Genomic DNA, 13,907 nt, shown 5'->3' on the forward strand with positions numbered 1-13,907 from the left:
TCGGCATCTGCCTTTAGGAGCAACGGAACGGGGCTCAGGCTCCGACTGTGCCTGAGCCCCGCTGGTGTGTCGCTAGGCTGCTGCTGCGGCTCGGTAGGTGGCGTGAAGGGTGGCGGTCCACTGGGGGCCGAATGCGGCGTGCGTGAACTGGTGGTACGCGAAGGTGGTCATGCTGCGCTGGACGTCGCCGGAGTCGTCGTCCGTGTTGACCCATGGGGATCCGCTGATGCCGGCTCGGAGGTCGGTCTCGATCCCTTCGATGGCGTAGTCCTTATTCATCCAGGGGTTCGGCTCGACCGTGCTCTCGACGCTGACGGGCTTCGTTCCGTCGTGCCCGCCGTCGAGCGCGTATCCGGTCGAGCGGTAGTCGTCGTCGTCCTCCTGGCCGGCAAAGCGGACGCCAGAGGCGCCGACAGTGGAGGACAAGGTCGTACCCGCAGCTGCACTGACGGGTGCCTTGACCTGAAAGAAGGCCGTGTCGAAGTCGACCTGTCTGCCCGTGACCCACTGCGACTGGACCGTGACAGCAGTCGCAGGCCAGATGCCCTTGGGGGCGGTCCCGTCGTACTGTGGCACGAACACCAGGTCAGTGACGAATGCGCCCTTGGCGGCCGATACGCAGCGGCCAGCCGTGGCGACGAGATCGCCAGAATCGGAGACGACCACGTTTCCTGTGCAGCGCTGGTCGATGCCACCGCTGCGGAAGAAGACGACGCCGAGGTGATCGTTCGCGGCGAACCCTGGTACGGGCGTGGTTTCCGAGACGTGCGGCGACGCTGTTCCGCTCACGACGGACGCGTCGATCGTGCTCGTGGTGGCGAGTGCGCTGTCCGGGGCGACGGTGGGCGGGTTCCCGTCGGCGGGGTCGGGATCGACGAAGGAGTTGGTGACGGCAGCGTGCATTCGAGCGGGAGACCACGCAGAACCGGCAGCAGCGGTCTCGGTGCTCGAGATGGTGTGTCGGAGCGTCCCGGTGGGTGCCGCTGGGGTTGCTGCAGTCGCAGCCCCCGCACCCATGAGGGTGAGGGCGAGCGTGGCGCATGTTGCCGCGCCTGTGAGGGTGGAGCGAGTGCGTGTAGCCATATGAGCATCCTGTTCTCGCGAGCAAGTGAACGCAGATCAGCGAACAGCACACCATTGCCTTAAACGCCCCCGCAACGGGGGCGCATCGCACAGGTCACCAGTAGAGGTGGATGGTCCACCCGCCGGGAAGGCATTGCGCACTAACGTCTCGCCATCCGCGACCATCGCGGCATGAGCGCTCCATTGAAGGACTTTCTGCCATGCCCCCACTCCTCTTTGCCCAACGTCATCAGCTCCTCATGAGACCTTGGGTTGCTGTGCTCGTCGTCCTCCTCGCTAGTGCAGGCACCGCCTCCGTGCCTGCTTCCTCGGCTTACGCTGCAGGGCTACCCACCCAAGGGTCGTCCATCTCGAGTCTTCCAGCGTTCCCCACGCCCATGTCGGTGAAGCCGCCGAGGGCGACGCCGTACGAAGTGCCCGCCGGTCAAACCGTCGACTACGGCGACGCGGAGCTCAATGGGTCGACCTCAGGGCGTGGCGAGTTCCAGCAACCGGTCATCCTCGTTCACCCGGGAGGGACGGTGAAGAACGTGATCATCGGCCCGCTCGCTGCCGACGGCATCCACTGCGAAGCCTCCTGCACCATCGTGAACATGTGGTCAAGCCACGTCGGGGAGGACGCTGTGACGCTGCTCGACGGATCCCCAGCGTCCTCCGTCGTCACTATCCAGGGCGGAGGCGTTCAGCACGCGTACGACAAGGTCGTTCAGATTGATGGTGCGGGCACGGTCCGGATCTCCCACTTTGCCGCGTCCGACATCGGCTCGCTCGCGCGTTCCTGCGGTGACTGCCCGCACCAATACCCGCGGCACATCGTGGTCAGTGACGTCTTCATCGACGGTGGCCGCTACAAGGTCGCCGGAGTCAATCAGAACTTCAGCGACACAGCCAAGCTCGACCACGTCACCATCCGCGGAACACGCATGCAGGTCTGCGACAGGACCATCGGAGGCCGCGGCGTACCCGCTAAGGAGGTCCCTGGCGGGAGCGGAGACCCCTACCCGGGCGTGTGCGACTTCAGCTACGCCACCATCCTGTTCGAACACGGATGAGGTAATGGGCGTCGGGTCTCGTAACCTTTGGGTTGCAAGACGCGCCTGCCTCGCGTCGTCGTCGATCGCACGTTGATGCTCTGCCGGGTCGCGTCTCTGTGTAGAGACAGCTCCTCAAGCGGGGGTGCCAACCTACGCTCGCGTCGACCGCTCCACAGCGGACAACCCACGCTACGGAGGAACTCATGCCCGCTCGCCTTCACGCCATCCGGCGCAAACGCTCAATAGGAGCTGCTCTTCTCGCTCTACTGGGGGCCCTCGCCTTGGCCTGCACGGTAGGAACGCCCGCCTACGCGAACGGACTCAGCAACCCGGACCGAGGGAACTTCCCCATCATCGCCGGATCTGAAGTCGGCGTTCCAAACGGCTATTGCAGCGTCGGAGCAGTGCTCGTCCCCAGCAGCATCTTCCAGCGACTCACCCCGTACCAGCGTGCTGTCCGCTACCTCGTCCTCGCCAAGCACTGCGCACCGCTCAACTCACCCATCTACTTCGCGCAGCAGGACATCGGAGACGTCGTCTGGCAGTCCGCAGCATCTGACATCGAGTTGGTCAGAGTGTCACCCTCGCGCGACAACATGGCACTGCACTGCGCGGGCCTCTCCACCCCCGCGACGTGCAGCCCGATCCAAACCTTTACCCCCCGAGCCAACGGTCAGGTGTTCATGACCGCACCCCCCTCTCCAATCGTCGGGCGGCGAGCGATCGCGGGCACGGGAATCCCGTCGGCTACCGGCACGTTCTGCACGAGCGGGCACGTCACGGGCGTCATCTGCGATTTCCAGCCCACGAGCCTGCCTGTCGGGACCCGCAGGGCGTACGAGCACCTGGCGGCTGGCCAGTCGGCCGTAGTAGGGGCGCTGCGGCCCGGCGACTCAGGCGGCCCGGTCGTCAGCAAGGACAGGAGACTCCTCGGCATCATCTCCGGGGATGTCCCGAACACCCACTTCATCGTCTACACGCCAATGGCGCAGGTCCTCCACGAACTGTCGAGATACACCCTCGCACCTGCCAACTGATCCCCGCGTCGTTCCTCGGCTAGATGCCAGGTGTCCCGCAAGTCTTGGGTTGTGGGACGTCCCGCAACCGGTCAGGCCCTGACGCAGAGCACCGCGGCCGTACACGTCCCGCAACCGTGGCCCACAAGGGGGTGCTTAGGTGGGCGTGTTCATCGTCGGTTGCGGGACAGGTAGGCGCCACAGCCGAGTTCAACGAGTCCTCATGTCGGAGCCGGATCCATGCCCGAGCTCGTTGCAGGCGTGCGCATAGACCTCGTACGCGAACGGGTCGGCGAGCTCCGCCCGGACCTGCATCACGTACTCGAGCACGGGCCGGTCCTCGACCTAGATCCGCCAGTAGTCGGCCTCGAGGTGCGCCCACAGGCGGGATCCGCCGTCGCGCACCAGGCCGTCGCTGCTGCTCCGGACCGTGTTCACCGGGTGCTCTCCTTCGTCGATTCCATCACGTGGGAGCGTCCGGCCGCGCTCGTCTACGAGCGCAGAGGGCTGTACCGACAGGCAGTGCCGCTGGGGTCAAGGTGCCCAGGATCCTGGCCAGGTGTCCAGGATCCTGTACAAAAATCATGATTTGACCAGGACTTCGACCATGTAATTCTTTTGCGCTTGTCGGCGCGTCGAGCTTGCCTTCTGGCAGTAGGTGCCCTGAGACTGATGTCTAGGCCGGCTGTGCGGGCCTCGGAACCAGCGTCATCGGATCCGGCGGACCAGAGGTACACGAAAGGCCCACCTGGCAGTGGGCCTCTCGCAACAACTTTGATCATCCGCTCTTTGGTAAGAGCAACTTCGGATGGGTACAACATCCGTCGTGACAGGTAGATGGTATGCCACCCCCTTCGCTCCCTGCAAGGTGGGCTCTCCGAAGCACAGTTCCTTCCAATGCGCGCAGTAGCAGGAAGGAGATGCAGCCCTTGAGTGACGTACCGAAACCCAAGAAGAGCATCACCGACTGGGCACTGACAGGACTGGTTGGCGTAGCCACTCATATCGTCGCCCGGGTCGTGTGGGAGCTGCTCAGGCCCTACCTCGGGTTCTGACCCCAGCGATAGCGTGGCGTTCCTCTCCGCCCCCGGGCGGAGAGGGCGTCGCCGCGAACGCCTACTGGTCGCGGAACAGGGCCATCAGCTCCGCAGAGATCCGCCCCCGCACGCCGACCTGGTGCCCGTTCTTACGGAGCCACGCGCGTGCCTCGCTCCGCTCGGCGGCGCTGCTGCTCGCTGCCGCCTTCGACAGAGGATGCGGCGCCGGCCCTCGCCGGCCGCCGGCGGCCTTCCGGCCATCCGCGATGAATGGGGCAAACGCTGCATGTAGCTCGGCCGCGTGATCGGGGGAGAGGTCGATCAGGTAGTCCGTGCCGTCAACGGAGAACGAAACGGTCGTGCCGTCCTCGCCGAGGACAGTCCCATCGAGATCGTCGACGAGCTGTGTGATCGTCCGCTTCGCCATGCATGCCCCCCGACAGTCGGTTCCTCTACTCGGAGTCTAGGGAGCTGGGCTAGTTCGCCGGGAACAGCGCCGCAAGCACTCCGGCGGCACCGGATAGGGACAGCCCGACGCTAGCGATCACGAGGTCCCGCCCGGCCCCAGCCCCGAGCACGCGCATGACGCCCGCCGTCTCGTACCCCGGCTGATATGCCTCCCCGAAGCCCGCCGGCCGAGGCAGGCCGTTGGCTTCGTGTAGCGCCTTGAATCGGGCGATGATGTCAAGATCCCCCTCGGTCCCGAGGGCGATGGCCGCGTCCTCCTCCCTGTTGAGTTCCAGCGCCCGGTCCAACTTCTGACGCGCGTCGATGTACCGCGCTTTGGTGCCTAGGAAGATCGCGATGAGGCCGTACAGCGTCATCAGCATGCCGACCAGCTCCATCCCCGCATAGAGCAGCTGCAATCCGGTCCATGGCATCAGGAGCTCACCTCCTCCGCTCGGGGAAGCGCGAGCGCCGACCCGTCCTCAGCAGGGTGCCGATCGACGGCCCGGTAGACGGTGGCGCGGCCAATCGAGAACAGGTCGCAGAGCTCGCTGATCGAGTGGTCCCCGGCCCGGTACAGCGCGACGAGGTGCCGCTCGGCGGCGGGAGAGAGCTTGGGCTTACCGCCCTTGAGCTTCCCCTTCTTCGCGGCGACCTTCATGCCCTCGCGGGTGCGCGCGCGGATGAGGTCGGATTCGAACTCGGCGAACATCGCGAGCATGTTGAACAGGAGCCGCCCAGTCGGGTCGGTCGGGTTGTGCACGGATCCGCCAATGCTGAGCGCGACGCCCTTGGTCGCGAGCTCGTCAGCGATCGTGCGCGCGTCGCTGATCGACCGCGCGAGCCGGTCGAGCTTCGTGACCACGAACGTGTCGCCGGCCCAGCATGCCTCGAGCGCCTTGCCGAGTGCGGGGCGGTTCCGGTTCGTGCCGGTGAGGCCGTGGTCGACGTAGATCCGATCCGACGTGACGCCGAGCACAGTCAAGGCGTCCCGCTGCGCGGTGACGTCCTGTTCGTCGGTCGAGACGCGGGCGTACCCGATTAGCTGTCCAGTCATGCAGCAAGTGTCTCAGGTGAGGCCCCCTCACCGGAACAGTTGCCGGACCACCTACCTGAGATGTGGATCACGCCGCTCCAAGGCGGTGATCTGTTGCCGATGGGTGTCGTCATCCGGTGACGAGGATGCTGGCAGCTGCTTCGATGACGTCATCGGTGATGGTCTCCAACTGGTTGATCTTGAGCACACGTTGGATCTGCGGGAAGAGCCGCTCGAGGAGGCGGAAGTTGCCGCGGGTGATGCGTTCGATGGCGGCGATGGCCTGGACATCCGTGAAATCTTCGGTGTTGAGTGTGTGGCCGAGGCGCTTCCAGTGGCGGTCGAGGACGAAGAGGAGCTCTTCCTGGCCGAGGGCACGGTAGCGGTGGGCGAAGCCGAGGCGGCTGTAGAGCTGCGGGTAGTGGCGGAAGCGCTGGTCGATGCCGGGCATGCCGATGAGGATGATCGCGAGGTGCTCGCGGTCGTGCCAATCGCGTAGGAGCTCGAGCGCGGTGGGCGTGAGCCGTTCCGCTTCGTCGATGATCAGCAGCTCGACCCACCGGCGCGCGTCGCCGCCGGTACCGATGATCTTTCCGATCGTGCGCTGGTGATCCTCGATCCTGATGCCGAGGTCGACCGTCCAGCGGTCGAGCTCTCGCATGAGGTCCTTCGGCCGGGGTAGAACGTCGGGCGTGTAGAACACGGCGCGCGAGCGGTTGGCGGCGGCGTCGAGCTTGGGGTCATCCGCGCCGCGCCGACCCCACTCGTGGACGTAGGGCTCAAGAGTGTCCCAGTGCGCGTATCGGCGGGCGGAGTTGGTCTTTCCGACGCCGGCGTCGCCGTGGCAGATCCCGATGGTCTGCTCCTTCCGGACGGCGTTCGCGAACTCGACGAACCGCCGGTGCTCTTTCGTGGTGATGAACGTGTCGGGCATCATCCGTCCTCTTCATAGGTGCGCAGCCGCGGCCGCCGCGGCGGCGGTGCTGTCGCGGGCAGCTCGGCGCGTGCGGCGGCGGTGGTGGGGATGCGGTCGTTGAGGTCCCGGCGCAGCTGCCGGCGTCGGGCACGGCGTGCGGTCTCGACCTCGCGCAGGCTCATCCGCAGATTCGGGTGCGCCTCGTCGACGGCGACGCAGATGAAGGTGTTGTGGTCGTAGACGCGGATCTCGGAGATGTCACGCGGGTCGTACCGGATGGTCACGGTCCGGCCGACGAACGGCGCGAGAGTAGGGGCGAGGTACCGCTGGCCCTGGAAGTGGATCCCGTCGCGCTGCACGGTGCGGCTCTTCGGGACAGTGAGCAGGAGCCCGTCGAGCTCCACGAGACTCTCCGGCATCCGAGGCAGCCACCCGTCGCCGATCCACGCCGCGCGGGGCGTGACGCCGAGCTCCTTGTGTGGGCGGTCGTTGTAGGTGGAGATGAACGACCCGATGGCGGCGTCGAGGCCGGCGAGGTCGAGCGCCGGGGTCGGATGCCGGTTCCCGGCGCTGAGGCGGCCGGGGAGGAGCGGGAGCAGTTCCGTGGTGATGGTGCCGAAGAACCGCTCGATCTTCCCGCGGCCCTGGGGGCGGCCGACGGTGGAGTGGATGATCCGGATCCGCAGCTCCGCGGCCGTGTGCTCGAGGTGCCGGCTGGTGAAGTCGGTGCCGTGGTCGACATGGAGGATGTCAGGGATCCCGCACATCGCCCAGCCCGGATCGGGTTTTCGCCAGATCGCTTGCCGCAGCGCCAGGGCGGTGTTCATCGCCGAAGGGGCGCCGGTGAAGACGGTGTACCCGCAGATGGCACGGGAGTAATCGTCCATGATGACCGTCAGCCAAGGCCGGTCGGGCTTCCCGCTAGTGCCGACGATGAGGACGTCGAGCTCGGTGTGGTCGGCCTGCCACGTCTGGTTCGGGCGCTCCGCCCGGCGCCGGTACACGAGCTCGTGCCGATCCCGATACGACGCCGGCCCCTCCAGAGCCAGCGTCACCAACGCGGGCTCGAGGGCCTGAACGATCTCCCGCACCGTGGAGTAGCTCGGGATCGAGTCTCCGCGCTGCAACGCATCCGCGGCGGCAAGCCGGTGCAGGGTCGCGATGCTCGGTCGGGGCCTGGTCAGCGCGAGCCGCTCGACGAACGCGACCGTCGCTGCAGCTGTTCGCCGCCGCCCCGCGTCGCCCCGCGCGTGGGGGTCGAGGGCGGCGATGCCGCCGGCGCGGTAGAGGTGGTGCCAGCGTTGCAGGGTGCGTGCGCTGACGCCGGTGGTGCGGGCGAGAACCGCGAGCGGGATCTCGTCTTCGACATGCAGCCGAAGAATCCGCCACCGTCCGAGCCCGTCCACGCCTTGACCTACATCGCGGCGCTCTCGCGCGCAGCGTTCGACTGGTGCCGGTACAACGTCGCCCGGCTCCACCCGACAAGCCGTGCCGCGTCTTCCGCGGTCCGGCCGCGGGCGCGCGCGTCGGTCGCGATCTGGAGCTTGTCGGCGATCACGGCCGGATCGGACAGGGGGCGACCGAAGCGGGTCCCGTTGTCGCGTGCGACGGCGATGCCGGCGTTGACGCGCTCGACGATGAGCTCGCGCTCGTACTCGGCCAGGCTCGCGAGCATGCCCAGCATCAGCCGGCCCGAGGTGGTCGCCGGGTCGATGCCGTCGGAGATGGATCGGATCTGCACACCGCGTTCGCGTAGGAGCTTGACGGTGCTGAGGACGTCGAGCATGGAGCGGCCCAGGCGGTCAATCCGCCAGACGACGATGGTGTCGCCGTCCTCGGCGTACTCGAGCAGCTTCTTCATCCCCGGCCGCTCGATCGCGGCCCGGCTGCCGGAGGTGACGTCGGCGAACACGTCCCGCTTCTGCACACCGTCCTTCACCAGCGCGTCGAGCTGGAGCTGCGCATCCTGACTCGTCGTGCTCACTCGCGTGTATCCCAGAAGCCTCACCCGAGCAGTCTGCCTCAGAAACGCCCACGGCGGGCTTCCCCGAGACACTTTGCGGTGAGATGACTTGACGAGACGTCGAGGCCCCAGTAACCAGGCTCGCTTGACGCGGCTCGGACGGGCACTCGGCGATGTCTTGGAAAGCTATTGGTTTTCGAGACGCAAGAAGACAGAGCTCTCCCTATGGCGGGAGGTGTGCTTTTTCGAGCTCCGCTGCCTAGGGCTTGCGGGACCAGGCCTTGGCGATCTTCCTGATTCGCTCAGCCGGCTCCTTGCTCTTGCCGAAGAGGACACGGCGCACGATCGGCGCGCCGATGATGATGGCCAGAAGCGGCGGCATCGCGGTGACAAGTGCGGTCAGGAAGTTCACCTCCTCCGGGGACTCGGGAAGCAGGTTCGTCATGACGAGCCTCTCCGCAGGGGACACGCGAGCGTGTCGGGGTGGCACCGCGCCGGGTGGCGCGGTGAGTTCGGGACGCACCCACGGCGAGGTCGCGGTGGGTGGGCAAGAGGAGAGCGCCACGGGCGCTCGAGCTGCTCAGCTGTCATGGCCGACGTCCGCCGCTGATGGTCGACCTGACCGAAAAGTTGTCGACGTGGTGCTCAGGGGCGCGTTCGGGCATGAAAAAAGCCAGCCCGTGGGCTGGCTAGTTCGGTGGGAGGGGTCCTATTCGTGCGGCCATAATCGGCTATACGGCGTGCCCACATCGTATGACGTCACTATGTCACAGTGCACAAGAGCGTTCGTGCCCTGTGTCTCTGTGTGGGCATTTCGTGGGCCACGCCGGAGACGAAGAAGGCCAGCGCGGGGCTGGCCTGGATGGTGGACATAGCTCTCCACCGACAAGTTCATCGTACGACTTTTCGACCGCGGCCGCGAGGACACACACAGGCGCGGTGCGCTCTTAACCGTTGGGGAGGAAGCCACCCTGCGGCAATGTACCGGCCCAGCTCCGACATCTTGAACCTAAGGGGTGAAGCCACGGATCCCGCGCGTTCACCACCCCGCTCACCTTTAAGTAGTGGGGGGACATCGTGCCCATGTCAACTGCGACGGGCGCCAGGGTTGTCCGAGCCTCATCATTCGATGAGGACTGTGTGGCTCCAGGGTCCGGCGAGCGGTCCGTACGTCTCACGGGCGATGCGTGCCCGGGTATCGAACTGTCGAAAGCCGGCGGCGCGTGGAGGGCCAAGCTGGCGGAGTTCTCGGGGACAGGCTCGCTTGGATCGCCCACATGTCCGCTGCTTCGGTGGTGCCAGACGCCCTTGGCTCCCTTGGAGGACTCATCGCCACCGCCAGAACCTACGCGGCGTCGCCTGCGCGAGGCTCTGGCGTCGCTACTGCTGCTCTTGCGCGGTGACGGCGCGTTCGACTTCTCCGAGGAGAGCGTCGGGTGAGGTCAGCTCGAGCTGGGTGTCGTTGAGGAAGATCGTCGGGGTGCCGGTGACGCCGAGGGCGATGCCGGCGTCGAAGTCCTGCTGCACGCGCGCCTTCGTTGCTGGGTCCGAGACGACCGCGTCATACGCGGCAAGGTCGAGCCCCAGCTCGTCGGCGAAGCTGCGGAACAAGCTGGCCTTGGACCCCTGCTGCTCGCCCCACTGGGTCTGGGTGTCAAACATGCGCTGGTACATGGCCTCGAACTGCCCCTGCTGGGCGGCGGCTTCAACGGCGACAGCGGCGTTCATCGAGTTCTTGTGCGCGGGAATCGGGAAGTACCGGGTGACGAACGTGACGCGGCCAGCGTACTCCTCGCGCAGCTGCTCGACGTAGGGGTGCACGGCGAGGCAGACCTCGCATTCGAAGTCGAGGAACTCCGTGAACACGACGGACCCTTCAGGCGCCGTATCGAGGCGGTGGCTGTTTTCGGCAACGACCGTCACCGTGTCCGCATCGATGGTCGAGTCCGGTTGCGCGCGGCTGATGACGAATGCCGAGGCGAGGACCGCGACGGCGAGGCCGGCGGCGAGGGACAGCTGGATCTTGGTGGTGCGCTTCATGGGTCTCCGGGGAGGGTGGTGCGGTGACAGTGGCGGTAGGGCGTCAGCAGCAGTCGCATGCCTCGACCTCGCGCTCACCGGTGAGCGCGGAGACGGGGGTCTTGCACGCGTCGCCGCGCCAGGCTTCCAGTCCCTCGCGGACGGCGAAGACCACGATGATGAGGCCTGCGACCGGGTCTGCCCACGTCCACCCGAAGACGAGGTTCAGGACGAGACCGAGGAGGACCGCGGCGGAGAGGTAGCTGCAGATCAGCGTCTGCTTAGAGTCCGCGATCGCGGACGCGGAGCCGAGCTCCGTACCGGTGCGCCGCTCGAGGAGGCTGAGGAACGGCATGATCGCCAGGCTCACCGCTGCGAGGATGATGCCCACGGGCGAGTGGTCGGGTTCCCGGATCCCGGTCAGCGCGAGGACCGCGTCGACGCTCACGTACGCGGCAAGCCCGAAGAAGGAGACCGCGATGACGCGGAGCGTGACGCGTTCACGCTTCTCTGGATCCGGGGCAGCGAACTGCCAGGCGACCGCGGCCGCGGAGAGCACTTCGACGATCGAGTCCAGCCCGAACCCGATGAGCGCGGTGGAAGACGCGACTGTGCCGGCCGTGATCGCGATGATCGCCTCGATGACGTTGTAGGTGATCGTCGCGGCGACGATCCACCGGATCCGGCGCTGGAGAAGCGTCCTGCGGGCGGGAGCGAGCACACCGGTTCGGATAGTGGTGGTGCTCATGCGGTTACCCCGCAGCACAGCGGAATGTCGCAGTCCTCATCTGCGCAGGGCACGCCGTCATCGACAGCCAGTACGACATCGACCAGCGCGGTCAGTGCCCGAGTGAGGTGTGCGTCCGCGATTTCGTACCGGGTAGATCGGCCCTCGGTCACGGCCACCACAATCCCGCAGCCACGAAGGCACGTCAGGTGGTTGGACACGTTGGAGCGCGTCAACTCGAGCTCCACAGCGAGCTTGCTCGGATAGCCCGGCCCCTCGAGCAGGTGCAGCAGAATTCGAGACCTAGTCGGATCGGCCATGGCCCGCCCCAGCCGGTTCATCACGTCCACGCGCGAAGCAAGAGTCAGCATCCACTGACCATACAGCACATAGTGACCTATCGGCAGGGAAGCCCGGATCGTGGCATCCCCCGTTGGGTCACCGAGTGGAACGCTACGGGGCCTGACCCCGATACTTCGCCCCGGTGATGCGCCATCGAGAGGTACCAGAACACCGCCGTCAAGCGGCAACAGTCATAACCTGAGACGCTAGATTCCGCGGCCAACGCTCGGCGCCGAAGTGGTCCGGAGAGGGATCCCCTGCTGAGACGCTTGAAGACAGAGCTCTCCTTAAGCGAAGAGGGTGCGCTTTTTCGAGTTCCGCGAGGCCTAGGGCTTGCGGTTCCAGAACTTGGTGGCCTTCCCAATGCGGTCCATCGTCTTGTCGCTCCTACGGAGCGCAGCGATGTAGACGAGCGGCGCGAAGACGAGAATCGCGACCGTCTTCGGCTGAGGCGCGAGCGTCGACACCAGGAAGTTCACCTCCTCCAGGATCTCGGGAAGCAGGATCGTCATGACGAGCCTCTCCGCAGGGGACACGCGAGCGTGTCGGGGTGACACCGCGCCGGACGGCGTGGTGAGTTTGGGACGCACGCACGGCGAGTTCGCGGTGAGTGCGTAAGAGGAGAGCGCCACAGGCGCTCGAGCTGCTCAGCCGTCATGTCGGCACTACGCCGCTGAGGATCGACTTAGCCGAAAAGGTGCCGGCGGGATGCTCGCGGGCGTGTTCGGGCATGAAAAAAGCCAGCCCGTGGGCTGGCTAGTTCGAGGTGAGAGTTTGTGTCCGTACGGCCCTAGTCGGCCACACGACGTACCCAAATCGTATGCAATCACTATGTCACGGTGCACAAGAGCGTCTGTGCCCTGTGTCTCGACAGCAGAACCCCGTGGGCGGCGCCGGAGACGAAGAAGGCCAGCGCGAGGCTGGCCTTGACGTGAGCAGGATGCGGACATGCGCATCCGCATGTGTCCTAAGCGTACCGCGATCCGGTTGAGACCGCGCGGGCGCGCAGAAGACATGCACTAGTAACTGTAGAGGAGGAAGCCACGTCGGAGAGACGCATGACAGCAAGCTCACACCTTGAACCTACGGGGTGACGCCACCGGGCCGACTCGTCGCCGCCTTGCTCATCTTCAAGTAGTGGGGAGACATCGTGGCGCTGTCAACTGCGACGTGCGCCGGGGTCGTGCCTGCCGCACGGGTCCGCCCTGTGGCCTAGACGACCTTGCGGATCCACTCCCAGGTCTCCTTGTCTAGCCACCCTTGCCGCGCCTTGCCGTCGATTTCGACACAGAAGATTTCGTCGTTGGCGTCGAGGATCGGCTGTAGCGCGTCAGAGACGCCCTGCGCCGTCAGATAGGGGCCTGAGACGATCCACGTGGACTTGAGGATGTTGGCCCAGGTGCCGTAGGACTTGATCTTCTCAATGAGCTTGTCGTATGTCTGGCCCGGCGAGTTGAGGTCGTACGAGATGAGGATGGCGGTCATGGGTCAGACGCTATTGGCGCTAGCTCTCCATGGCCGCCCCCAGGCCGGGGGCCGCAGACGCCGACACGCTGTGCGTGTCGGCCTCTTAAGGCGGCTAGCCGCGCTACCTTGGCGGCATGACAGAGAAGGGCACGCCCCGACGCCCCCGCGGCTCGGTTGAGAAGGGGGTGACTCCTCGGTGGACCATCGAGGAGTCGTCTCGTGACGCCGTAAACGCGATGGCGAAGGCGGCGGGCATCTCCTCGTCGTACTTCGTCGACCTCTCGATCACGCATCTGCGTGCGGAGTTCGAAGTCGACGGTGTCCCGTCTTGGCTGCGCACCGCGCTAAGCCGTGAGGAGCTGCCGATCGAGCCCACTTAACGAGCATGGCCCCCCGCTTTCGCGAGGGGCCGAAGCACTGCGCCTTAGACCCTGACTGTTTGGCGACGGAACAGGTCTACGGCGGATCGAGTAAAGAACCGGCTTCTCAGGGCCGGGCCTTCGTCGTGCCTCCAATGAGCACATCAAGGGAAGCGAGCCCATCATAACCACGTCCGTAGACCTCGCAACACCTCCGACACGCAAGACACGTGCGTATTTCCGCAGGTTGGCAAACGCCTCGAGCGAGCCGACGCTGCCCGGGTTGGAGCCGTCGAGCGCGCTCGACGCAGAGAACGCGCCGGCGTCGTGGTCGCTGCCGGTGCCGGCCGGTGCGTACGCCAAGGTGCCGGCGTGGACTTCGCCGGCCGCGTGGATGGCTGCTGTCCGTGCGGACGTGCTCTCGGCCGAGGGCCACGCTGCCCGCCGGCAGATCGACGTCA

At 66.2% G+C, this 13,907-nt stretch carries 16 protein-coding genes; 3 read left to right on the forward strand and 13 right to left on the reverse strand.

Annotated elements, in window-relative coordinates:
• Positions 1-72: 72 nt before the first annotated feature.
• Positions 73-1,083, reverse strand: a complete 1,011-nt coding sequence (locus AES38_RS14645) for a trypsin-like peptidase domain-containing protein (RefSeq protein WP_174775920.1) — start codon at positions 1,081-1,083, stop codon at positions 73-75.
• Positions 1,084-1,460: 377 nt separating this feature from the next.
• Between AES38_RS14645 and AES38_RS14650 the strand changes: the two genes are divergently transcribed.
• Both AES38_RS14650 and AES38_RS14655 read left to right on the forward strand, forming a co-directional pair.
• Positions 1,461-2,135, forward strand: a complete 675-nt coding sequence (locus tag AES38_RS14650) for a pectate lyase (protein ID WP_256998899.1) — start codon at positions 1,461-1,463, stop codon at positions 2,133-2,135.
• A gap of 386 nt (positions 2,136-2,521) precedes the next feature.
• Entirely contained in the window at positions 2,522-3,154 is a 633-nt protein-coding gene (locus tag AES38_RS14655; protein ID WP_053775864.1) for a trypsin-like serine protease, read from the forward strand.
• A gap of 1,095 nt (positions 3,155-4,249) precedes the next feature.
• Here the strand turns inward: AES38_RS14655 and AES38_RS14660 are convergent.
• From AES38_RS14660 to AES38_RS14715, 12 genes are all read right to left on the reverse strand, one after another.
• On the reverse strand, positions 4,250-4,597 hold the full coding sequence (locus tag AES38_RS14660; protein WP_053775865.1) for a histone-like nucleoid-structuring protein Lsr2: 348 nt from the start codon (positions 4,595-4,597) through the stop codon (positions 4,250-4,252).
• Between the two features lie 49 nt (positions 4,598-4,646).
• Positions 4,647-5,000 carry a hypothetical protein gene (locus tag AES38_RS14665; RefSeq protein WP_162232641.1) on the reverse strand — a complete coding sequence of 118 codons (354 nt, stop codon included), beginning with the start codon at positions 4,998-5,000 and terminating at the stop codon, positions 4,647-4,649.
• Positions 5,001-5,050: 50 nt separating this feature from the next.
• Complete coding sequence (locus AES38_RS14670) at positions 5,051-5,674, reverse strand: recombinase family protein (RefSeq protein ID WP_053775867.1); 624 nt, start codon at positions 5,672-5,674, stop codon at positions 5,051-5,053.
• A gap of 109 nt (positions 5,675-5,783) precedes the next feature.
• Entirely contained in the window at positions 5,784-6,587 is an 804-nt protein-coding gene (locus AES38_RS14675; RefSeq protein ID WP_053775868.1) for an AAA family ATPase, read from the reverse strand.
• Entirely contained in the window at positions 6,587-7,975 is a 1,389-nt protein-coding gene (locus AES38_RS14680; protein ID WP_053775869.1) for a TnsB C-terminal domain-containing protein, read from the reverse strand. Before AES38_RS14680 ends, AES38_RS14675 begins: the two co-directional genes overlap by 1 nt.
• An 8-nt stretch (positions 7,976-7,983) precedes the next feature.
• Complete coding sequence (locus AES38_RS14685; RefSeq protein ID WP_053775870.1) at positions 7,984-8,577, reverse strand: recombinase family protein; 594 nt, start codon at positions 8,575-8,577, stop codon at positions 7,984-7,986.
• A 214-nt stretch (positions 8,578-8,791) separates the two neighbouring features.
• Complete coding sequence (locus AES38_RS14690; protein WP_053775841.1) at positions 8,792-8,977, reverse strand: hypothetical protein; 186 nt, start codon at positions 8,975-8,977, stop codon at positions 8,792-8,794.
• A 935-nt stretch (positions 8,978-9,912) separates the two neighbouring features.
• Positions 9,913-10,572, reverse strand: coding sequence for a DsbA family protein (locus tag AES38_RS14695; RefSeq protein ID WP_053775842.1), 660 nt, complete (start codon positions 10,570-10,572; stop codon positions 9,913-9,915).
• Positions 10,573-10,615: 43 nt separating this feature from the next.
• Positions 10,616-11,299: a cation efflux transmembrane domain-containing protein gene (locus AES38_RS14700; protein ID WP_053775843.1), complete on the reverse strand. Its 684-nt coding sequence runs from the start codon at positions 11,297-11,299 to the stop codon at positions 10,616-10,618.
• On the reverse strand, positions 11,296-11,649 hold the full coding sequence (gene cmtR / locus AES38_RS14705) for a Cd(II)/Pb(II)-sensing metalloregulatory transcriptional regulator CmtR (protein WP_053775871.1): 354 nt from the start codon (positions 11,647-11,649) through the stop codon (positions 11,296-11,298). Before cmtR ends, AES38_RS14700 begins: the two co-directional genes overlap by 4 nt.
• Positions 11,650-11,946: 297 nt before the next feature.
• A complete protein-coding gene (locus AES38_RS14710) occupies positions 11,947-12,132 on the reverse strand; it encodes a hypothetical protein (protein ID WP_053775844.1) in 186 nt (61 codons plus the stop codon).
• A 700-nt stretch (positions 12,133-12,832) separates the two neighbouring features.
• Entirely contained in the window at positions 12,833-13,105 is a 273-nt protein-coding gene (locus AES38_RS14715) for a SinR (protein WP_053775845.1), read from the reverse strand.
• A 116-nt stretch (positions 13,106-13,221) separates the two neighbouring features.
• Here AES38_RS14715 and AES38_RS15520 point away from each other — a divergent pair, with 116 nt between their 5' ends.
• Positions 13,222-13,467, forward strand: a complete 246-nt coding sequence (locus tag AES38_RS15520) for a hypothetical protein (protein ID WP_072174712.1) — start codon at positions 13,222-13,224, stop codon at positions 13,465-13,467.
• Positions 13,468-13,907 lie beyond the last annotated feature (440 nt).

The organism is Clavibacter capsici, from assembly GCF_001280205.1.
GTDB lineage: Bacteria > Actinomycetota > Actinomycetes > Actinomycetales > Microbacteriaceae > Clavibacter > Clavibacter capsici.

Coding starts and splice junctions, on each gene's coding strand:
- AES38_RS14645 (WP_174775920.1), bottom strand. CDS start 1,083: ATGGCTACACGCACTCGCTCCACCCTCACAGGCGCGGCAACATGCGCC.
- AES38_RS14650 (WP_256998899.1), top strand. CDS start 1,461: ATGTCGGTGAAGCCGCCGAGGGCGACGCCGTACGAAGTGCCCGCCGGT.
- AES38_RS14660 (WP_053775865.1), bottom strand. CDS start 4,597: ATGGCGAAGCGGACGATCACACAGCTCGTCGACGATCTCGATGGGACT.
- AES38_RS14665 (WP_162232641.1), bottom strand. CDS start 5,000: ATGCTGATGACGCTGTACGGCCTCATCGCGATCTTCCTAGGCACCAAA.
- AES38_RS14670 (WP_053775867.1), bottom strand. CDS start 5,674: ATGACTGGACAGCTAATCGGGTACGCCCGCGTCTCGACCGACGAACAG.
- AES38_RS14675 (WP_053775868.1), bottom strand. CDS start 6,587: ATGCCCGACACGTTCATCACCACGAAAGAGCACCGGCGGTTCGTCGAG.
- AES38_RS14690 (WP_053775841.1), bottom strand. CDS start 8,977: ATGACGAACCTGCTTCCCGAGTCCCCGGAGGAGGTGAACTTCCTGACC.
- AES38_RS14695 (WP_053775842.1), bottom strand. CDS start 10,572: ATGAAGCGCACCACCAAGATCCAGCTGTCCCTCGCCGCCGGCCTCGCC.
- AES38_RS14700 (WP_053775843.1), bottom strand. CDS start 11,299: ATGAGCACCACCACTATCCGAACCGGTGTGCTCGCTCCCGCCCGCAGG.
- cmtR (WP_053775871.1), bottom strand. CDS start 11,649: ATGCTGACTCTTGCTTCGCGCGTGGACGTGATGAACCGGCTGGGGCGG.
- AES38_RS14710 (WP_053775844.1), bottom strand. CDS start 12,132: ATGACGATCCTGCTTCCCGAGATCCTGGAGGAGGTGAACTTCCTGGTG.
- AES38_RS14715 (WP_053775845.1), bottom strand. CDS start 13,105: ATGACCGCCATCCTCATCTCGTACGACCTCAACTCGCCGGGCCAGACA.
- AES38_RS15520 (WP_072174712.1), top strand. CDS start 13,222: ATGACAGAGAAGGGCACGCCCCGACGCCCCCGCGGCTCGGTTGAGAAG.